At 42.6% G+C, this 13,543-nt stretch carries 14 protein-coding genes and 2 pseudogenes; 2 read left to right on the forward strand and 14 right to left on the reverse strand.

The genetic code is table 11. The features are described 5' to 3' along the window. Positions 1 to 70 precede the first annotated feature (70 nt). The 5 genes from dnaJ to M2273_RS11750 all read right to left on the reverse strand — a co-directional run bounded on the left by dnaJ (position 71) and on the right by M2273_RS11750 (position 4,299). Positions 71 to 1,240 carry a molecular chaperone DnaJ gene (dnaJ, locus tag M2273_RS11730; RefSeq protein WP_429396945.1) on the reverse strand — a complete coding sequence of 390 codons (1,170 nt, stop codon included), beginning with the start codon at positions 1,238 to 1,240 and terminating at the stop codon, positions 71 to 73. A gap of 121 nt (positions 1,241 to 1,361) precedes the next feature. Then, positions 1,362 to 1,943 (reverse strand): nucleotide exchange factor GrpE, encoded by a 582-nt coding sequence (locus M2273_RS11735; RefSeq protein WP_429396947.1) that lies wholly within the window; start codon positions 1,941 to 1,943, stop codon positions 1,362 to 1,364. Positions 1,944 to 2,271: 328 nt separating this feature from the next. Next, a complete protein-coding gene (locus M2273_RS11740; protein WP_429396949.1) occupies positions 2,272 to 2,952 on the reverse strand; it encodes a cell division ATP-binding protein FtsE in 681 nt (226 codons plus the stop codon). A gap of 6 nt (positions 2,953 to 2,958) precedes the next feature. Beyond that, positions 2,959 to 3,162 carry a fructose-6-phosphate aldolase gene (locus M2273_RS11745; protein WP_429396951.1) on the reverse strand — a complete coding sequence of 68 codons (204 nt, stop codon included), beginning with the start codon at positions 3,160 to 3,162 and terminating at the stop codon, positions 2,959 to 2,961. 111 nt (positions 3,163 to 3,273) lie between these two features. Next, on the reverse strand, positions 3,274 to 4,299 hold the full coding sequence (locus tag M2273_RS11750; protein ID WP_429396953.1) for an acyl-CoA reductase: 1,026 nt from the start codon (positions 4,297 to 4,299) through the stop codon (positions 3,274 to 3,276). A 101-nt stretch (positions 4,300 to 4,400) separates the two neighbouring features. On the opposite strand from M2273_RS11750, the gene M2273_RS11755 reads away from it, so the two are divergent. Then, complete coding sequence (locus M2273_RS11755; protein WP_429396954.1) at positions 4,401 to 4,754, forward strand: 4Fe-4S dicluster domain-containing protein; 354 nt, start codon at positions 4,401 to 4,403, stop codon at positions 4,752 to 4,754. A gap of 114 nt (positions 4,755 to 4,868) precedes the next feature. On the opposite strand, the gene M2273_RS11760 is transcribed toward M2273_RS11755, so the two are convergent. Further along, a complete protein-coding gene (locus tag M2273_RS11760) occupies positions 4,869 to 5,825 on the reverse strand; it encodes a bifunctional helix-turn-helix transcriptional regulator/GNAT family N-acetyltransferase (RefSeq protein ID WP_429396956.1) in 957 nt (318 codons plus the stop codon). Between the two features lie 66 nt (positions 5,826 to 5,891). On the opposite strand from M2273_RS11760, the gene M2273_RS11765 reads away from it, so the two are divergent. Next, complete coding sequence (locus M2273_RS11765; RefSeq protein WP_429396957.1) at positions 5,892 to 6,659, forward strand: NlpC/P60 family protein; 768 nt, start codon at positions 5,892 to 5,894, stop codon at positions 6,657 to 6,659. A 182-nt stretch (positions 6,660 to 6,841) separates the two neighbouring features. Here M2273_RS11765 and M2273_RS11770 read toward each other — a convergent pair whose 3' ends face one another. The 8 genes and pseudogenes from M2273_RS11770 to hisC all read right to left on the reverse strand — a co-directional run bounded on the left by M2273_RS11770 (position 6,842) and on the right by hisC (position 13,541). Then, positions 6,842 to 7,750, reverse strand: coding sequence for a WD40 repeat domain-containing protein (locus M2273_RS11770; protein ID WP_429396959.1), 909 nt, complete (start codon positions 7,748 to 7,750; stop codon positions 6,842 to 6,844). A 75-nt stretch (positions 7,751 to 7,825) separates the two neighbouring features. Beyond that, a pseudogene (hisIE, locus tag M2273_RS11775) lies at positions 7,826 to 8,428 on the reverse strand (bifunctional phosphoribosyl-AMP cyclohydrolase/phosphoribosyl-ATP diphosphatase HisIE); the annotation flags it as partial. A gap of 189 nt (positions 8,429 to 8,617) precedes the next feature. Then, positions 8,618 to 9,403 carry an imidazole glycerol phosphate synthase subunit HisF gene (gene hisF / locus M2273_RS11780; protein ID WP_429397502.1) on the reverse strand — a complete coding sequence of 262 codons (786 nt, stop codon included), beginning with the start codon at positions 9,401 to 9,403 and terminating at the stop codon, positions 8,618 to 8,620. 9 nt (positions 9,404 to 9,412) lie between these two features. Then, positions 9,413 to 9,757 (reverse strand): annotated as a pseudogene (locus M2273_RS11785) (endonuclease domain-containing protein); the annotation flags it as partial. A 42-nt stretch (positions 9,758 to 9,799) separates the two neighbouring features. Then, positions 9,800 to 10,549 (reverse strand): HisA/HisF-related TIM barrel protein, encoded by a 750-nt coding sequence (locus M2273_RS11790; RefSeq protein ID WP_429396961.1) that lies wholly within the window; start codon positions 10,547 to 10,549, stop codon positions 9,800 to 9,802. A 5-nt stretch (positions 10,550 to 10,554) separates the two neighbouring features. Continuing rightward, on the reverse strand, positions 10,555 to 11,208 hold the full coding sequence (gene hisH / locus M2273_RS11795; protein ID WP_429396963.1) for an imidazole glycerol phosphate synthase subunit HisH: 654 nt from the start codon (positions 11,206 to 11,208) through the stop codon (positions 10,555 to 10,557). A gap of 42 nt (positions 11,209 to 11,250) precedes the next feature. After that, positions 11,251 to 12,393 carry a bifunctional histidinol-phosphatase/imidazoleglycerol-phosphate dehydratase HisB gene (gene hisB, locus M2273_RS11800; protein WP_429396964.1) on the reverse strand — a complete coding sequence of 381 codons (1,143 nt, stop codon included), beginning with the start codon at positions 12,391 to 12,393 and terminating at the stop codon, positions 11,251 to 11,253. Continuing rightward, positions 12,390 to 13,541 carry a histidinol-phosphate transaminase gene (hisC, locus tag M2273_RS11805; protein WP_429396966.1) on the reverse strand — a complete coding sequence of 384 codons (1,152 nt, stop codon included), beginning with the start codon at positions 13,539 to 13,541 and terminating at the stop codon, positions 12,390 to 12,392. The genes hisB and hisC overlap by 4 nt, the downstream gene beginning before the upstream one ends. Positions 13,542 to 13,543: the final 2 nt, after the last annotated feature.

The raw sequence follows: 13,543 nt of genomic DNA on the forward strand, positions 1-13,543 counted from the left end.
CAAACAAAAAAGCCCAAAATCATAACGATTTTGAGCTTTTTAAAATGCTTTCTGCATTCTGCTTTAAGCCTTATTCAAAATATTCCTTCATCCTTTCGAAGAAGCTTTTTTCGTTTTTGCCCGGATTAGGTTTAAAGTTAGGGGAGGATTGCAGCTTTTCCAATATCTCGCGTTCTTCGCGGCTTAATGCTTTTGGTGTCCAGATGTTGATGTGCACCAGTTGGTCGCCGCGGTGATAGGAGTTCACTTCGGGTACACCTTTACCTTTTAGGCGCAGTATTTTACCACCTTGTGTTCCCGGATCTATCTTGATCTTGGCTTTACCGTCAATGGTAGGTACTTCAACAGTGGTACCAATGGCTGCATCAACAAAGTTTACATGCAGGTCATATATTACGTTATTGCCGTCGCGTTTTAATGTTTCATGAGGTACCTCTTCAATCAGTATGATGAGGTCGCCCGGTACACCGCCACGTGGGGCTGCATTACCTTTGCCACTCATGCTTAACTGCATACCTTCGCTTACACCGGCAGGTACGTTTATGGTGATCAGTTCTTCGCCGCGTACCACGCCATCGCCATGACATACTGTACATTTTGACAGTATGGTACTGCCTTCGCCGTTACAGGTAGGGCAGGTGCTGGTAGTTTGCATCTGGCCCAATATAGTATTGGTTACCCTACGCACCGCGCCCGAGCCACCACAGGTTTTACAGGTTTGGAACGATGATTTATCTTTAGCGCCAGAACCGTCGCAGGTTCTGCAGACGATCTGTTTATTAACTTTTATTTTCTTTTCGGCACCGTTGGCAATTTCCTCTAAAGTTAAACGCACTTTAATGCGCAGGTTACTGCCACGGGCTACGCGCCTGCCGCCAGCACCGCCGCCCTGACGGCCACCGCCGCCAAAAAAGCCTTCAAACGGACTGCCACCGCCAAAAATATCGCCAAACTGACTGAATATGTCGTCCATATTCATGCCACCACCGCCATAGCCACCACCATTTGGCGATGAAGCATTGGCCGCGTGACCAAACTGGTCATATCGCTGGCGTTTTTCAGGACTGCTTAAAACTTCATAAGCCTCGGCTGCTTCCTTAAATTTTTCTTCAGCTTCTTTGTCACCCTCATTTTTATCGGGATGATATTTAATAGCCATTTTACGATATGCCTTTTTTATCTCATCGGCATCTGCACCTTTAGCAACACCCAGGATATCGTAATAATCTCTTTTAGCCATAATTTTTTATTTCGGATTTCGGAATTTCGATTTCGGATTTTTTTATTTTTTATTTTGATATCAGGAGAAGATGTTCATTTTAGGTAAATCTCAAATCGAACATCCCAAATCCGAAATCAATTTATGCTCCTACTATTACTTTGGCAAAACGTATTACCCTGTCTTTCAGGGAATAACCTTTTTCCATTTCATCAATTACCTTGCCTTTTAAGTCGTCGGTAGGGGCGGGTATGTTAGTGATGGCTTCATGCAGGTCGGCGTCAAATGGCGCGCCTATCGATTCCATTTCTTTTAAGCCTTTTTGCGCGAGTATGTTCTTTAATTTGTTTTGAATTAAGGTAACACCCTCTTTAACCGGGGCAACATCAACCGCATTTTCCATAGAACGCTGCGCTCGCTCAAAATCGTCTAAAACCGGCAATAAGGCAACGATGAGCTCTTTACCTTCAGTTTCGCGGGCTTCAGCACGTTCTTTTATGGTGCGTCTTCTGAAATTGTCAAACTCGGCATATAAGCGCAGATATTTATCATTTGCCTGGGCCAGTTCTTCTTTCAGAAGATCTTCCGGAGATGTTATTGGTTCCTGTTCAGCAGTTTCAGTAGGCTGAACTTGTTCCTGGCCGTCACCGGCTATATTTTCATGATTTGCCACATTAATATTTTCTGGAGTATCCGTATTTTCTTTCTTCTTTTTCTTCAACATATCGTTAAATTTCATAGCTGATAGTGCCAATCAAGTATCCTGCCATTGCCCTAAAGCCGACAAGCTGTCAGTACCGTGTATTTATATCAGACAGGTGTGACACCTTTTACGCAGGAGTGGCAGGTGGACCGCTGATTTTGACCGTTGATTTTTTTGATTACGATGATGGCGTTGATTGCCTTTTTGATTTTATCTGAACCTTGATTAAACAGATTTTAGGATTACAGGATTTTTACATTATAAAGTAATCATGGGTAATCACTTAATCCTATAAATCCTGGTTCAGACAAAAATCAACGCAATCACTGAAATCAAAAATAATCAGCGGTTAAATCTCCGCGTCTTCCAAAACCTTACCGTTTTCGCATTTGATAATGCGTGATGGGAAAGCGCGTATGATATGATAATCATGTGTAGCAACCAATACCGAGGTGCCCGACTGGCTGATCTGTTTAAGCAGCAGCACAATTTCTTCGGATGTTTCAGGATCAAGGTTACCGGTTGGCTCATCGGCCAGTATGATCTCGGGGTCGTTAAGCAGGGCGCGGGCAATTACCACGCGTTGCTGCTCGCCACCCGACAGTTCATGCGGCATTTTCTTTAATTTGGAGCGCAAGCCTACTTTTTCAAGCACATCAAGGGTACGGTCGGCTATCAGTTTTTTATCTTTCCAGCCGGTGGCGCGCATTACAAAAAGCAGGTTTTGTTCAATAGAGCGGTCGGTAAGTAATTGAAAATCCTGAAAAACAATGCCTAACTTACGGCGAAGGTACGGAACATCGCGGCCCGGAAGTTTGCTTAATTCATAGCCGCAGGCGTGGCCGGTACCATTCCTGATACCAAGATCGCCATAGATCACTTTAAGCAGGCTACTTTTGCCTGATCCTGTTTGGCCTATCAACCATACAAAATCCCCTTTATCAACATGCAGGTTAACGTTTGATAATACCAGGTGCGCCTGCTGAAAAATATCAACATTGTTTAGCTTAATAATAGAGTTTCCGATCATCTTTTTTTATAGCTCTAATTTTAAAATCTGCCCAAAAGGCAAATCCTTTATAATATTCATAATGTATTCGGCCTTATCGGCCAATCCTGCCTTGTCCAATGATTTTTCGGGCCTGTCAACCCTGAAATAGGCCAGCAGCGTAAATTTATCATCCCGCAGCTGTACATAATCAGGTATTTTGGCAACGCCTTTAACTTTTATAATATACATTGTTTTGAGTCATTAAGTCATTGCATCATTAGGTCATTGGTGTATTGAACAATTCAATGACTTAATGACCGAGTGACTCAATGACCACTTACCTCCAAAGGTATTGTTATTTTAAAGATTTGCCAAGAAATGCATTGTATCAATACCATCGGCATAATCCCATAAAGCGGGTTGCTGGCTGTGGCCAAAACCCACCACCTGGTTAGGCACATTGATGAGCGCCGTGGTAACAATACACTGTATGTTTTCGCTTTGCTCCGTAAGTAATTGTTGTGCAGCCGGCAAATCAGTGTAATAGCTAAAATATACTACCGACAGGGGCGATGCCATCCTTTCATCTTCCTTCACCATTAAAAATCCATTGTCAAGGTGTTTATCGCTGTTTACCAGATATATGGATTTGTTATAGTCGTAATTGTTGTTGTATTTATGATGATGGATAATGGCCTTATGATCCTCTATCGACTCAAAAAAGAAATTGAAGATATATCCTTCAGGTACCAGTAATTTTGACACATTACGACAGCCCAAACCATAATAATCAAAAATATCATGACCTAAATTAAAGAGTTCTTCGGTCGTTTCGGTGCCGGTAAGCAGGGCTATACTATTACGGTTTTTGCGGATGATGTTAGGCACTTTGCCAAAATAATAATCAAAATAACGCGAGCTGTTATTGCTGCCGGTGGCTATAATGGCATCAAAATCCACTAATCTTTCCACAAAACTGAACTGATCGGCAAAGCTGTCATCAATATCAACTAAGCGTTGCAGTACTTGCTTGATCAGGCGCGCATCCTGCGATGATGCTTTAATAAGCGCGTGGTTGCCCGTAGCCAGTACACACAATACATCATGAAAACCCACCAGCGGGATATTGCCTGCCAAAATAAGTCCCACTTTTTTACCGGGTTTACTATTATCGAGGTTGTATTTTGATAGCCAGGTTTGCAGATCGGCCTCGTTAAGCATTTTACCAATGGCGGTTACAGCTCTTAAAACACTTTCGGGAGTGAACCAGGCATTGTGATATTGTTCATCATTAATAATAGCCATAAGTTGTGAATCTGGCTCCTGTAACTGCTTTCCTAAACCTGAAAATGAATTTATTGCGCTTATTGTATTAATTTTTGACATATATATGGTAAGGATTTAAACCCTTAAAACCTTTTTTTGTTATATTTGTACGCTTGTTAATTGCAGGCAAAGTTAATTGAGAATATTAGATATTTAGAAATATGGCGATTAAAATCACCGATGAATGCATAAACTGCGGAGCTTGCGAACCTGAATGCCCTAATAATGCCATTTATGATGCAGGCGCGGCATGGCGTTTTAGCGATGGTACGGGACTTAAAGGTGTTATTGATTTTGGCGATGGTAATACATTAAATGCCGAAGAAACACAAGCTGCCCTGTCTGACGATATATATTACATTGTGCCTGATAAATGTACAGAGTGTGTTGGGTTTCATGATGAGCCGCAGTGTGCAGCTGTATGCCCTGTAGACTGTTGTGTGGATGACGAAGATATACGCGAAAGCAAAGAAGAACTGTTAGCCAAAAAAGATTGGCTGCACATGAACGAATAATATCCGTTTTTTGATGATATAAAAAAAGGGAATAGCTTGCTATTCCCTTTTTTGTACCTGATAATTTGACTAATGTGATTTTAAATAGATGTCTCCAATCTAATATCTAACATCTCAAATCTTTTCTCCCAGCTCAAGCTCCATGTGTATATCGGCGCGGGCGTAGGGTGTTGCTACTACCTTAAATTCTTTAAATCCATATTTTCTGTATAACGATAATGCAGGGGTGAGCCTTCTGTTTGATCCAAGCCAAAGCCTTGTGCCACCCAGTTCTTTTGTTTTGGCTATGGCCGCATCCATAAGTGAATTGCCAATTTTACGCCCCTGGTATTTGGGGCTAACACCCATTTTGGCCAGTTCATACTCCGTTGGGCCGGTTTTGATCAGAGCACAAGTGCCGGCAATGTCATCATTGATCTGCGCAAAAAGTATTTCGCCACCATCGGCCAGGATATGCTCCTCAGGGTGATTGAGCTGCTCCAGGTCATGCTCTTCTACCGTAAAGTAAGTATTGATCCACTCAATATTCAGATTTTTAAAATAACGAGCGTATTGCGGCTCATAGGTGATTACCTTTACCGCGCTATGACCTTGCGGATTAAACATTTCCTGGAACCGCTGATAATAAGGCTTTTCATTTAATTGCGCTTCGGTTTCGATAATGGCGTTTAGCAGATTGTTTTGCTGGCTGCTGAAAAGCGCTTTATTAAGCGCGACTATTTTAACCCAAACCCGCTCAAATTTTGGTAATGATTCCCGGCCCTTTTTTGATAACCGGAGCATTCGCCTGCGGCTATCCGTTGCCGATTTTACCGATTCAATAAAACCCAGTTCCTCCAGTTCCTTAGCCAGATGGATAACGCCGGGATGTGTAAGGCCCAGTTCTTCGGCAATCTCGGTTACGCCGGCTTCGCCCTGTTTGCTGATCAAATAATAAAGGGTAAAATACTTTGGCTCAAAATTAAGTAGCTCATCTTTATAGATCAAAACAACATCTTTGGCAAAATATTCATACAAGCGTTTTAGCCTTGCTCCAAAGGCTAATTCTTCCAGTTCATCAATTATTGACATAGTATTTACGTAAGTACTTACAAATGTATAATTTATTTTTATTTATTTTGTATACAACTATTATAAATGGAATACGGTATTTGTAACCTTGCGGTAATCCCGCTGCGTGCAGAGCCAAATGACCGGAGCGAACAGGTGTCGCAAGTGTTATTTGGCGAGGCATTTGAAATCATAGAATGGGGTGAGCGATGGATAAAGATCATCACCGAAAATGATAACTATACAGGATGGATAGGCCGGCTGCAATTTGTTATGCTGGGCCATATAGCCTATAAAAGTCTTAAACGTACAAAGTCGCCTTTAACTTACCGGGCGGTAACGCAGGCCTGGAAAATTGCTGACAATAGCGTTGTTTATTTGCCGGCAGGCAGCTCGCTTGCTTTTTTAGAAGGCACAACATGCCACATAGGCACCGAACGTTTTGAGATCATAGGTGAAATAGGCGAGCGTGAGGATATAGCCACAACGGCAAAGTCGTTTTTGAATGCGCCATATTTATGGGGTGGTCGCACGCATTTTGGTATTGACTGCTCCGGGTTTACACAGGTTGTATTTAAGCTGAACAACATTCAGCTAAAGCGCGATGCAAGTCAGCAGGTTCAGGAAGGTGTTTTGGTGGAAAGCTTAAGCCAGGCCCGTTTAGGCGACCTTGCGTTTTTCAATAATGCGGAAGGCCGCGTAACGCATGTGGGTATCCTGCTAAATGATGAACATATTATTCATGCATCGGGTAAAGTAAAAATTGATACGATTGATAAGGATGGGATCTACTCTGAAGAACAAAAACGCCATACGCATACATTGCATAGTATAAGGCGTTTATGTGATAGATGATATAATTCTTCTAAAAATAGAGAAAAGCGGGGATAGTGCGATTCCTTCCTCGGGGAAGGGGAGGAAGGGATTTGGTGAACATTATCAGCTTATATTAGGCGTAGAAACCCCTCCCTGCCATCACACAATTCAACGCACCCCTTCCATGGGGAGGGAATTTAATGAGGAAATTATTTTCCTTATCAATCAAACTTAATATCCCAAATGATAACCTTTTTATCATCGCTTACTGATATCAGTTGATCGCCGTTCCAGGCCAGCTTGTTTACAGACAGGGGGTGACTGGGATGCCCTTTTTCGCGGCTGATGATCTTGTATAATTTAAAGTCATCCGCTCCCCATATCTTGATGCCTTTATCCATGCTTGCCGTAGCAAAGTAGGGCAGGGAAGGGTGAAACAAAATATGGTTAACCGCGAATAAATGCGCGGGAATATTTTTTATGGGCTGATAGGTTACACTATCCCAAATTTTTATTTGTGCGTCGCGCCCACCGGATGCAAGATAAGTACCATCGGGACTGTAGGCCAATGCAAAAACCGACATGGTATGACCATGAAGAGCCTTCAGCAACGCATAATCTTCCAGATCGTAAATTTTGATGGCATTATCGCGGCAGCCAAAAGCCACTTGTTTTTCGTCGGGCGAAATGGCTATGCAACGTACAGTATCGGTTGATACTTTGATGCTATGCACCATCTCCAACGTTTCCAGGTTCCATACCGATACCGTTCCATCTTCAGATGCTATGAGCAATTCTTTTTTTTTGCTGATAGATTTGATATCGAAAATTGGTTTAAGATGATGCCTGAGCGATTTAATGACCTTTTGCTGAATAAAATCAAACACCAAAACCTCGCCGCTGCGCAAACCGGTAAACAATAAAGGGTAACCGGCAGGACCATGAATAGCATAGATAGAAGCATTAACCGGGAACATCACTTTTATAAAAGTAAAATCCTTCAGGCTCCATTCAACCAAGCCCTTATCATTGCCACCGGTAAATAATATACCCGGCTTTTGCGAAAGCTCCAGTGTGAAAATGGGATTGCCGTGCCCGGTTAGTTCAGCTATTTTTTCAACGGTGATCATAATCGGTCGATAGTTTATGCATAGACCATAGCCTTAAATCCAATTGGTATGGACTATCGACTATGGGCTTAAGACTTATTTGTGTCTTCCTTCTAAATTTTTAGCTATGGTTTTCAGGTCGAGGCCTTTTTCCCGTAGTAGTACCAGCAGGTGAAAAACCAAGTCGGACGATTCATTGATCAGGTCGGTTTCTGTTTCAGCCAGGGCTGCTATAACGGTTTCTACACCTTCTTCGCCTACCTTTTGTGCTATTTTATTAAGTCCTTTATTGCGCAGTTTATTTACATAGGAACCTTCTACCGGGTTTTCGTACCTGTCGGCAATAATGTTTTCCAGTTCCAGTATAAAGTTCTGGTTGTATTCGGTTTTAAAACAGCTGCGTGAGCCGGTGTGGCAGGTTGGGCCATCGGCTTTAACCTTGATCAGGATAGTATCATTATCGCAATCAATGCTGATGTTTTTTACATGCAGAAAGTTGCTGCTGGTTTCGCCTTTGGTCCACAAACGGTTTTTTGAGCGGGAAAAAAAAGTAACAATGTTTTCCTGTACGGTTTTATCATAGGCTTCCTGGTTCATATAGCCCAGCATCAGCACCTCTAAAGTTTGCTCATCCTGAATAATTACCGGTACCAGTCCGTCTGTTTTGTTGAAATCTATATTCATATCTGTTGCCTGTTGCCAGGTTTGTGGTTCGTGTGTTTGTTAAAAAATTGGGTCATGCTGAACTTGTTTCAGCACCCCATAAGCAAGGTATTACATCTGATGTTGTAGACTTTGCATGTGGGATCCCGAAATAAATTCGGGATGACATTTGCGAGGTTTTGGAGCAATCGTCTCAGGAAACCCATAACACGCACCCGAACCTCATTAAATCCTTACCTCAATATTATTACTTTTTAATACAGCTTTCAAATCGGGTATCAATATTTCACCATAATGAAATACCGATGCTGCCAGCGCTGCATCAACATTTGTTTTTTCAAATACATCAACAAAATGCTGCACGGCGCCTGCACCGCCCGAGGCAATTACAGGGATATGTACGGCATCGTTAACTATTTTTAGCAAGCCATTGTCAAATCCATTTTTAGTGCCGTCATGATCCATAGAGGTCAGCAGGATCTCGCCTGCGCCACGGCTTTCAGCTTCCAGTATCCACTCCAATGTTTCGCGCTCAGTTGGCAAACGACCGCCATTTAAATGAACGATATTTTTATCGCCAATGCTGCGGGTATCAACCGCTATTACTACAAACTGAACCCCAAATGCTTTGGCCAGTTCATCTATCAGGGCAGGGTTACGTACAGCTGCAGAGTTGATGGAAATTTTATCGGCACCGGCATTTAACAGCGCATCGGCATCGGCAATTTCGTTAATGCCACCACCTATAGTAAATGGTATATTGATCTGCCGCGCTACTGATTTCACCAGTTCAACCATGGTTTTACGGCGTTCAACCGTAGCGGTAATATCCAGGAAAACCAGTTCATCGGCTCCCTGGCGCGAGTAGTTCCAGGCCAGTTCAACCGGGTCGCCGGCATCGCGAAGATCAACAAAGTTCACACCTTTTACCGTGCGGCCGTCTTTAACGTCAAGACAAGGGATAATGCGCTTGGCAAGCCCCCCCCGCCCCCTAAAGGGGGTGCCTTTGATTTGCGTGTTTATATCTTCCAATACTTTATTTAAGTTGTTGAATACTTGTTCGTTTGTAAATCTTAATAATTTGAGGCCATCAAGCTCTAAGTTGACTTGACGTTCAATATCATTTTGAATTATATTTGGTAAGTTATGAATGCTGCCATCTAATTCAATTATCAATGTATGTTGATGACAATAGAAATCAGCTATGTAAATTCCTATGGGATGCTGCCTTCTGAACTTAGCACCAAGTTGGTTCCCCTTTAAATATCCCCAAAGCACAGTTTCTGCTTGAGTCATATTATATCTTAACGCATGTGCATTTTTAAATATAAGATGACTGGCACCACCGAACATCTGTTTTTTCATAATGCTAATCAAAAACTCCCCCTTTAGGGGGCGGGGGGCTGCTTATATTGAAATAAGGGATTCCAGATTCCAGTTTTTTACGTCTTCAATAGTTATGTGGCCCTCGTAAATGGCTTTGCCAACTACGCACGATTCTACTTTTAAGCGGCTTAGCTGCTCAATATCTTTCATAGAACTTACACCACCTGATGCAATGAGTTTGATGAAAGGCGAATGATCGAGTAGTTTTTCGTACAGTTCTATACCGGCACCGCCCAGTTTACCATCCTTATTAATATCGGTGCATAAAAAACGGAAAAAGCCTAACGCAAGGCATTTATCAATGTAGTCCTTAAGCTTAATAGGCGAGCTTTCCATCCAGCCGGAGTATTTGATCACCTCGTCGAGCACATCAATGGCGATAACCACCTGGTCTGAGCATTTATCGCGACCGCAAATAGCCGAACTCAGCTCAGATAAAAAGTTAGGGTTAGTAAGCGCCTGTGTACCTACAATAACGCGGTGAATGCCGGCATCAATAAGTTCTTTAACTTTATCAATACTGCGGATGCCACCGCCGTACTGCACTTTCATGTCGGTTTTGCGGATCACATCAAACAGGTATTGCTGGTTGCTGAAATCGTTTTTAGCGCCGTTCAGATCTATGATATGTATAAAGTTGGTACCATTGCTTTGGTATCGTTCAATCATTTCTTCAAGTGTAACATCGTATTCTGTTACCTGACCGTAATCGCCTTCACGTAAACGCACTACCTTTTTGTTCAATATGTCAATAGCGGGGATAATATACATGTCTTTTATAATTTTGAAAAGTTTGTTAACAGTGTTTCGCCATACACGCCTGATTTTTCAGGGTGAAATTGTACGCCGTAGAAGTTATCATGCCAAATTGATGCCGAAAATTCATTATTGTATGTGGCCGAGGATAAAGTGTATGCTTTATCGTACTCAATAAAGTATGAATGTACAAAGTAAAAGTGTGATCCGGCCGGAATATTTTGAAATAATGGGTTTTCTTTTTCAGGAAATACCTGGTTCCATCCGGTATGTGGTACTTTATATAAATTACTATCCTTAAACCTTAAAGTTTTAATTGGAAAGATATTTAGTAAGTTGGTATCGCCCTCTTCAGAATAGGACGTAAGTAACTGCATCCCTACACAAATTCCCAGTGTAGGTTTGTTAAGCGCCTTAATGGTAGGTACCAATCCGGTTTGTTCCAATTTACGCATGGCAGCGCCTGCATGGCCCACACCCGGAATAATATAACGGTCGAATTTTTCAAAATCCTCCTCGCTATTGATCATACCATAAGGGATGCCCAGCCGCTCCAAAGCCGCTGTGAGCGAAAAAATATTACCTGCCCCGTATCTTATTATGCCAACAGCCCCCCCGCCCCCTGAAGGGGGAGCTGTTGAAGTGCTATCTGTATTTTCCTGATTTCTGTCCATTATGCTCATCAAAAGCACCCCCTTCAGGGGGCTGGGGGGCTCCTACAATACCCCTTTAGTACTTGGTAAAACCATCTTATCTACATCACGTTTTACGGCCATTTTTATTGCCTTGGCAAATACTTTAAATATTGCCTCAATTTTATGATGTTCGTTTTGTCCTTCGGCTTTTATATTCAAATTACATTTAGCCGCGTCAGAGAATGATTTAAAGAAATGATAAAACATTTCGGTAGGCATTTCGCCAATCTTTTCCCTGTTAAATTCAGCATCCCATACAATCCAGTTCCTGCCGCCAAAATCAATAGCTGCCTGTGCCAAACAGTCATCCATTGGCAGGCAAAAACCGTAGCGTTCAATTCCTTTTTTATTACCTAATGCTTCTGCAAAAACCTCGCCTAAAGCAATGCCGGTATCTTCAATAGTATGGTGTTCGTCAATATGCAGGTCGCCGTTGGCTATAATTTCCAGATCGATGCTGCCGTGGCGGGCAATTTGGTCAAGCATGTGGTCAAAAAAATGCAGACCGGTTGAAACCTTTGCCTCGCCTGTACCATCAAGGTTTATTTTGATATAAATATCGGTTTCCTTAGTGCTGCGGCGGTGTTCAATCACACGCTGACCCAGTTTCAGGAACTCGTAGATCTTTTGCCAGTCGGTTGTTTCTAAAGCGATGGTATCACCAATATGATCAGCTTCTGTAAATTCAGCACCACCTAATCCCGAATTGTTATTGAGCCAGATGGCCTTTGCACCTAAATTTCGTCCTAATAATACGTCATTCTTGCGGTCGCCAATGGTAAATGAGCCTTTAAGATCATACTTTTCGGTATCCAAATATTGGGTCAACAGGGCAGTACCCGGTTTGCGGGTAGGCGCGTTTTCGGCAGGGAAGGTACGGTCAATTACAATATTGCTAAACTTTACACCCTCAGCTTCAAACGTTTTCAGGATAAAGTTATGCACCGGCCAAAAGGTATCTTCCGGGTACGATGTTGTTCCCAGACCGTCCTGATTAGTAACCATCACCAGCTCAAAATCAAGCTCTTTGGCAATTTTAGGCAGATAGGTTAATGCGCCCGGATAAAACTCTAATTTTTCAAAAGAGTCTATCTGCTCATCAGCAGGTTCTTTGATCATGGTGCCGTCGCGGTCAACAAACAATATTTTCTGTAGGTTGCTCATTTAAAATTCTGTAAAGTTTGGAGTAATAGGGTGTTTTCATCGGGCGTGCCTACGGTTATACGGAGGCAACCTTCGCATAGTTCAATTTTTGAACGGTTGCGTATAATGATGCCTTTATCGACCAGAAAGTTGTAGATACCGTTGGCATCGGTGGTTTTCACGAGGATAAAGTTAGCATCTGACGGGTAAATGTCCAGCACAAAATCAAACAATTTCAATTCAAGTACCAGCCTGTCACGCTGTACTAAAGTTTCTTTGATCCAGTTGTTCACCTGGTCGATATTGGAGAGTGCTTCCAACGCCAACTGCTGTGATGCTTCGTTTACGTTATAAGGGGGTTTAACTTTATTCATCACCTCTATGATCTCCTCGCTGGCAAAGGCCATACCTACGCGTAAGCCTGCAAGTCCCCAGGCTTTGGATAGCGTTTGCAGCACCACCAGATTGGCATACTCGGTAAGCTCCTGTATAAAAGTTTTTTGGCGACTGAAATTGATATAAGCCTCATCAACAATAACCAATCCGTTAAAGTTAGCCAGCAGGGTTTCTACATCCTCGCGGTTAATGGAGTTGCCTGTTGGGTTATTGGGCGAACAGATAAAAATAAGCTTGGTATGTTCGTCAATAGCTTCGGCAATGCCTTCCAGGTTAAGCTGGTAATCTTCGGTCAGTAAAACCTTGCGGGCCTCTACATCATTGATATTGGCCGATACCTGGTACATGCCATAAGTTGGTGGCACAATGATCACATTATCAACACCCGGGTTACAAAAGCTGCGGAAAAGGATATCGATAGCTTCGTCGCTGCCATTGCCTATAAATATATTGCGCGGCGGTACACCTTTAATAGCAGTTAAACGTTTTTTAACCTCATACTGCAATGGATCAGGGTAACGGTTAAACTGCTGTGCCAGCGGCGAACCAAAGGCATTTTCATTAGCATCCAAAAAAACACTGGCCTCACCCTGGTACTCATCACGCGCGGACGAGTAGGGTACAAGTCGTTTTATATTTTCACGTAATAGCCCCCCTAACCCCCTAAAGGGGGAGTTACCGTCAGGGCCGCTATAGTAGCCCCCCTGCCCCCTAAAGGGGGAGTTATCATCAGGTTGACTTTGATCTTGTTTTGTATTTATAATTTCACTCATTG

Source organism: Mucilaginibacter lappiensis (assembly GCF_050433765.1).
GTDB lineage: Bacteria > Bacteroidota > Bacteroidia > Sphingobacteriales > Sphingobacteriaceae > Mucilaginibacter > Mucilaginibacter lappiensis_A.

Excerpts from the sequence above, each read along its gene's own strand:
- dnaJ (WP_429396945.1), bottom strand. The coding sequence starts at position 1,240 with ATGGCTAAAAGAGATTATTACGATATCCTGGGTGTTGCTAAAGGTGCA.
- M2273_RS11735 (WP_429396947.1), bottom strand. The coding sequence starts at position 1,943 with ATGTTGAAGAAAAAGAAGAAAGAAAATACGGATACTCCAGAAAATATT.
- M2273_RS11740 (WP_429396949.1), bottom strand. The coding sequence starts at position 2,952 with ATGATCGGAAACTCTATTATTAAGCTAAACAATGTTGATATTTTTCAG.
- M2273_RS11745 (WP_429396951.1), bottom strand. The coding sequence starts at position 3,162 with ATGTATATTATAAAAGTTAAAGGCGTTGCCAAAATACCTGATTATGTA.
- M2273_RS11750 (WP_429396953.1), bottom strand. The coding sequence starts at position 4,299 with ATGTCAAAAATTAATACAATAAGCGCAATAAATTCATTTTCAGGTTTA.
- M2273_RS11755 (WP_429396954.1), top strand. The coding sequence starts at position 4,401 with ATGGCGATTAAAATCACCGATGAATGCATAAACTGCGGAGCTTGCGAA.
- M2273_RS11760 (WP_429396956.1), bottom strand. The coding sequence starts at position 5,825 with ATGTCAATAATTGATGAACTGGAAGAATTAGCCTTTGGAGCAAGGCTA.
- M2273_RS11765 (WP_429396957.1), top strand. The coding sequence starts at position 5,892 with ATGGAATACGGTATTTGTAACCTTGCGGTAATCCCGCTGCGTGCAGAG.
- M2273_RS11770 (WP_429396959.1), bottom strand. The coding sequence starts at position 7,750 with ATGATCACCGTTGAAAAAATAGCTGAACTAACCGGGCACGGCAATCCC.
- M2273_RS11790 (WP_429396961.1), bottom strand. The coding sequence starts at position 10,549 with ATGTATATTATCCCCGCTATTGACATATTGAACAAAAAGGTAGTGCGT.
- hisH (WP_429396963.1), bottom strand. The coding sequence starts at position 11,208 with ATGGACAGAAATCAGGAAAATACAGATAGCACTTCAACAGCTCCCCCT.
- hisB (WP_429396964.1), bottom strand. The coding sequence starts at position 12,393 with ATGAGCAACCTACAGAAAATATTGTTTGTTGACCGCGACGGCACCATG.
- hisC (WP_429396966.1), bottom strand. The coding sequence starts at position 13,541 with ATGAGTGAAATTATAAATACAAAACAAGATCAAAGTCAACCTGATGAT.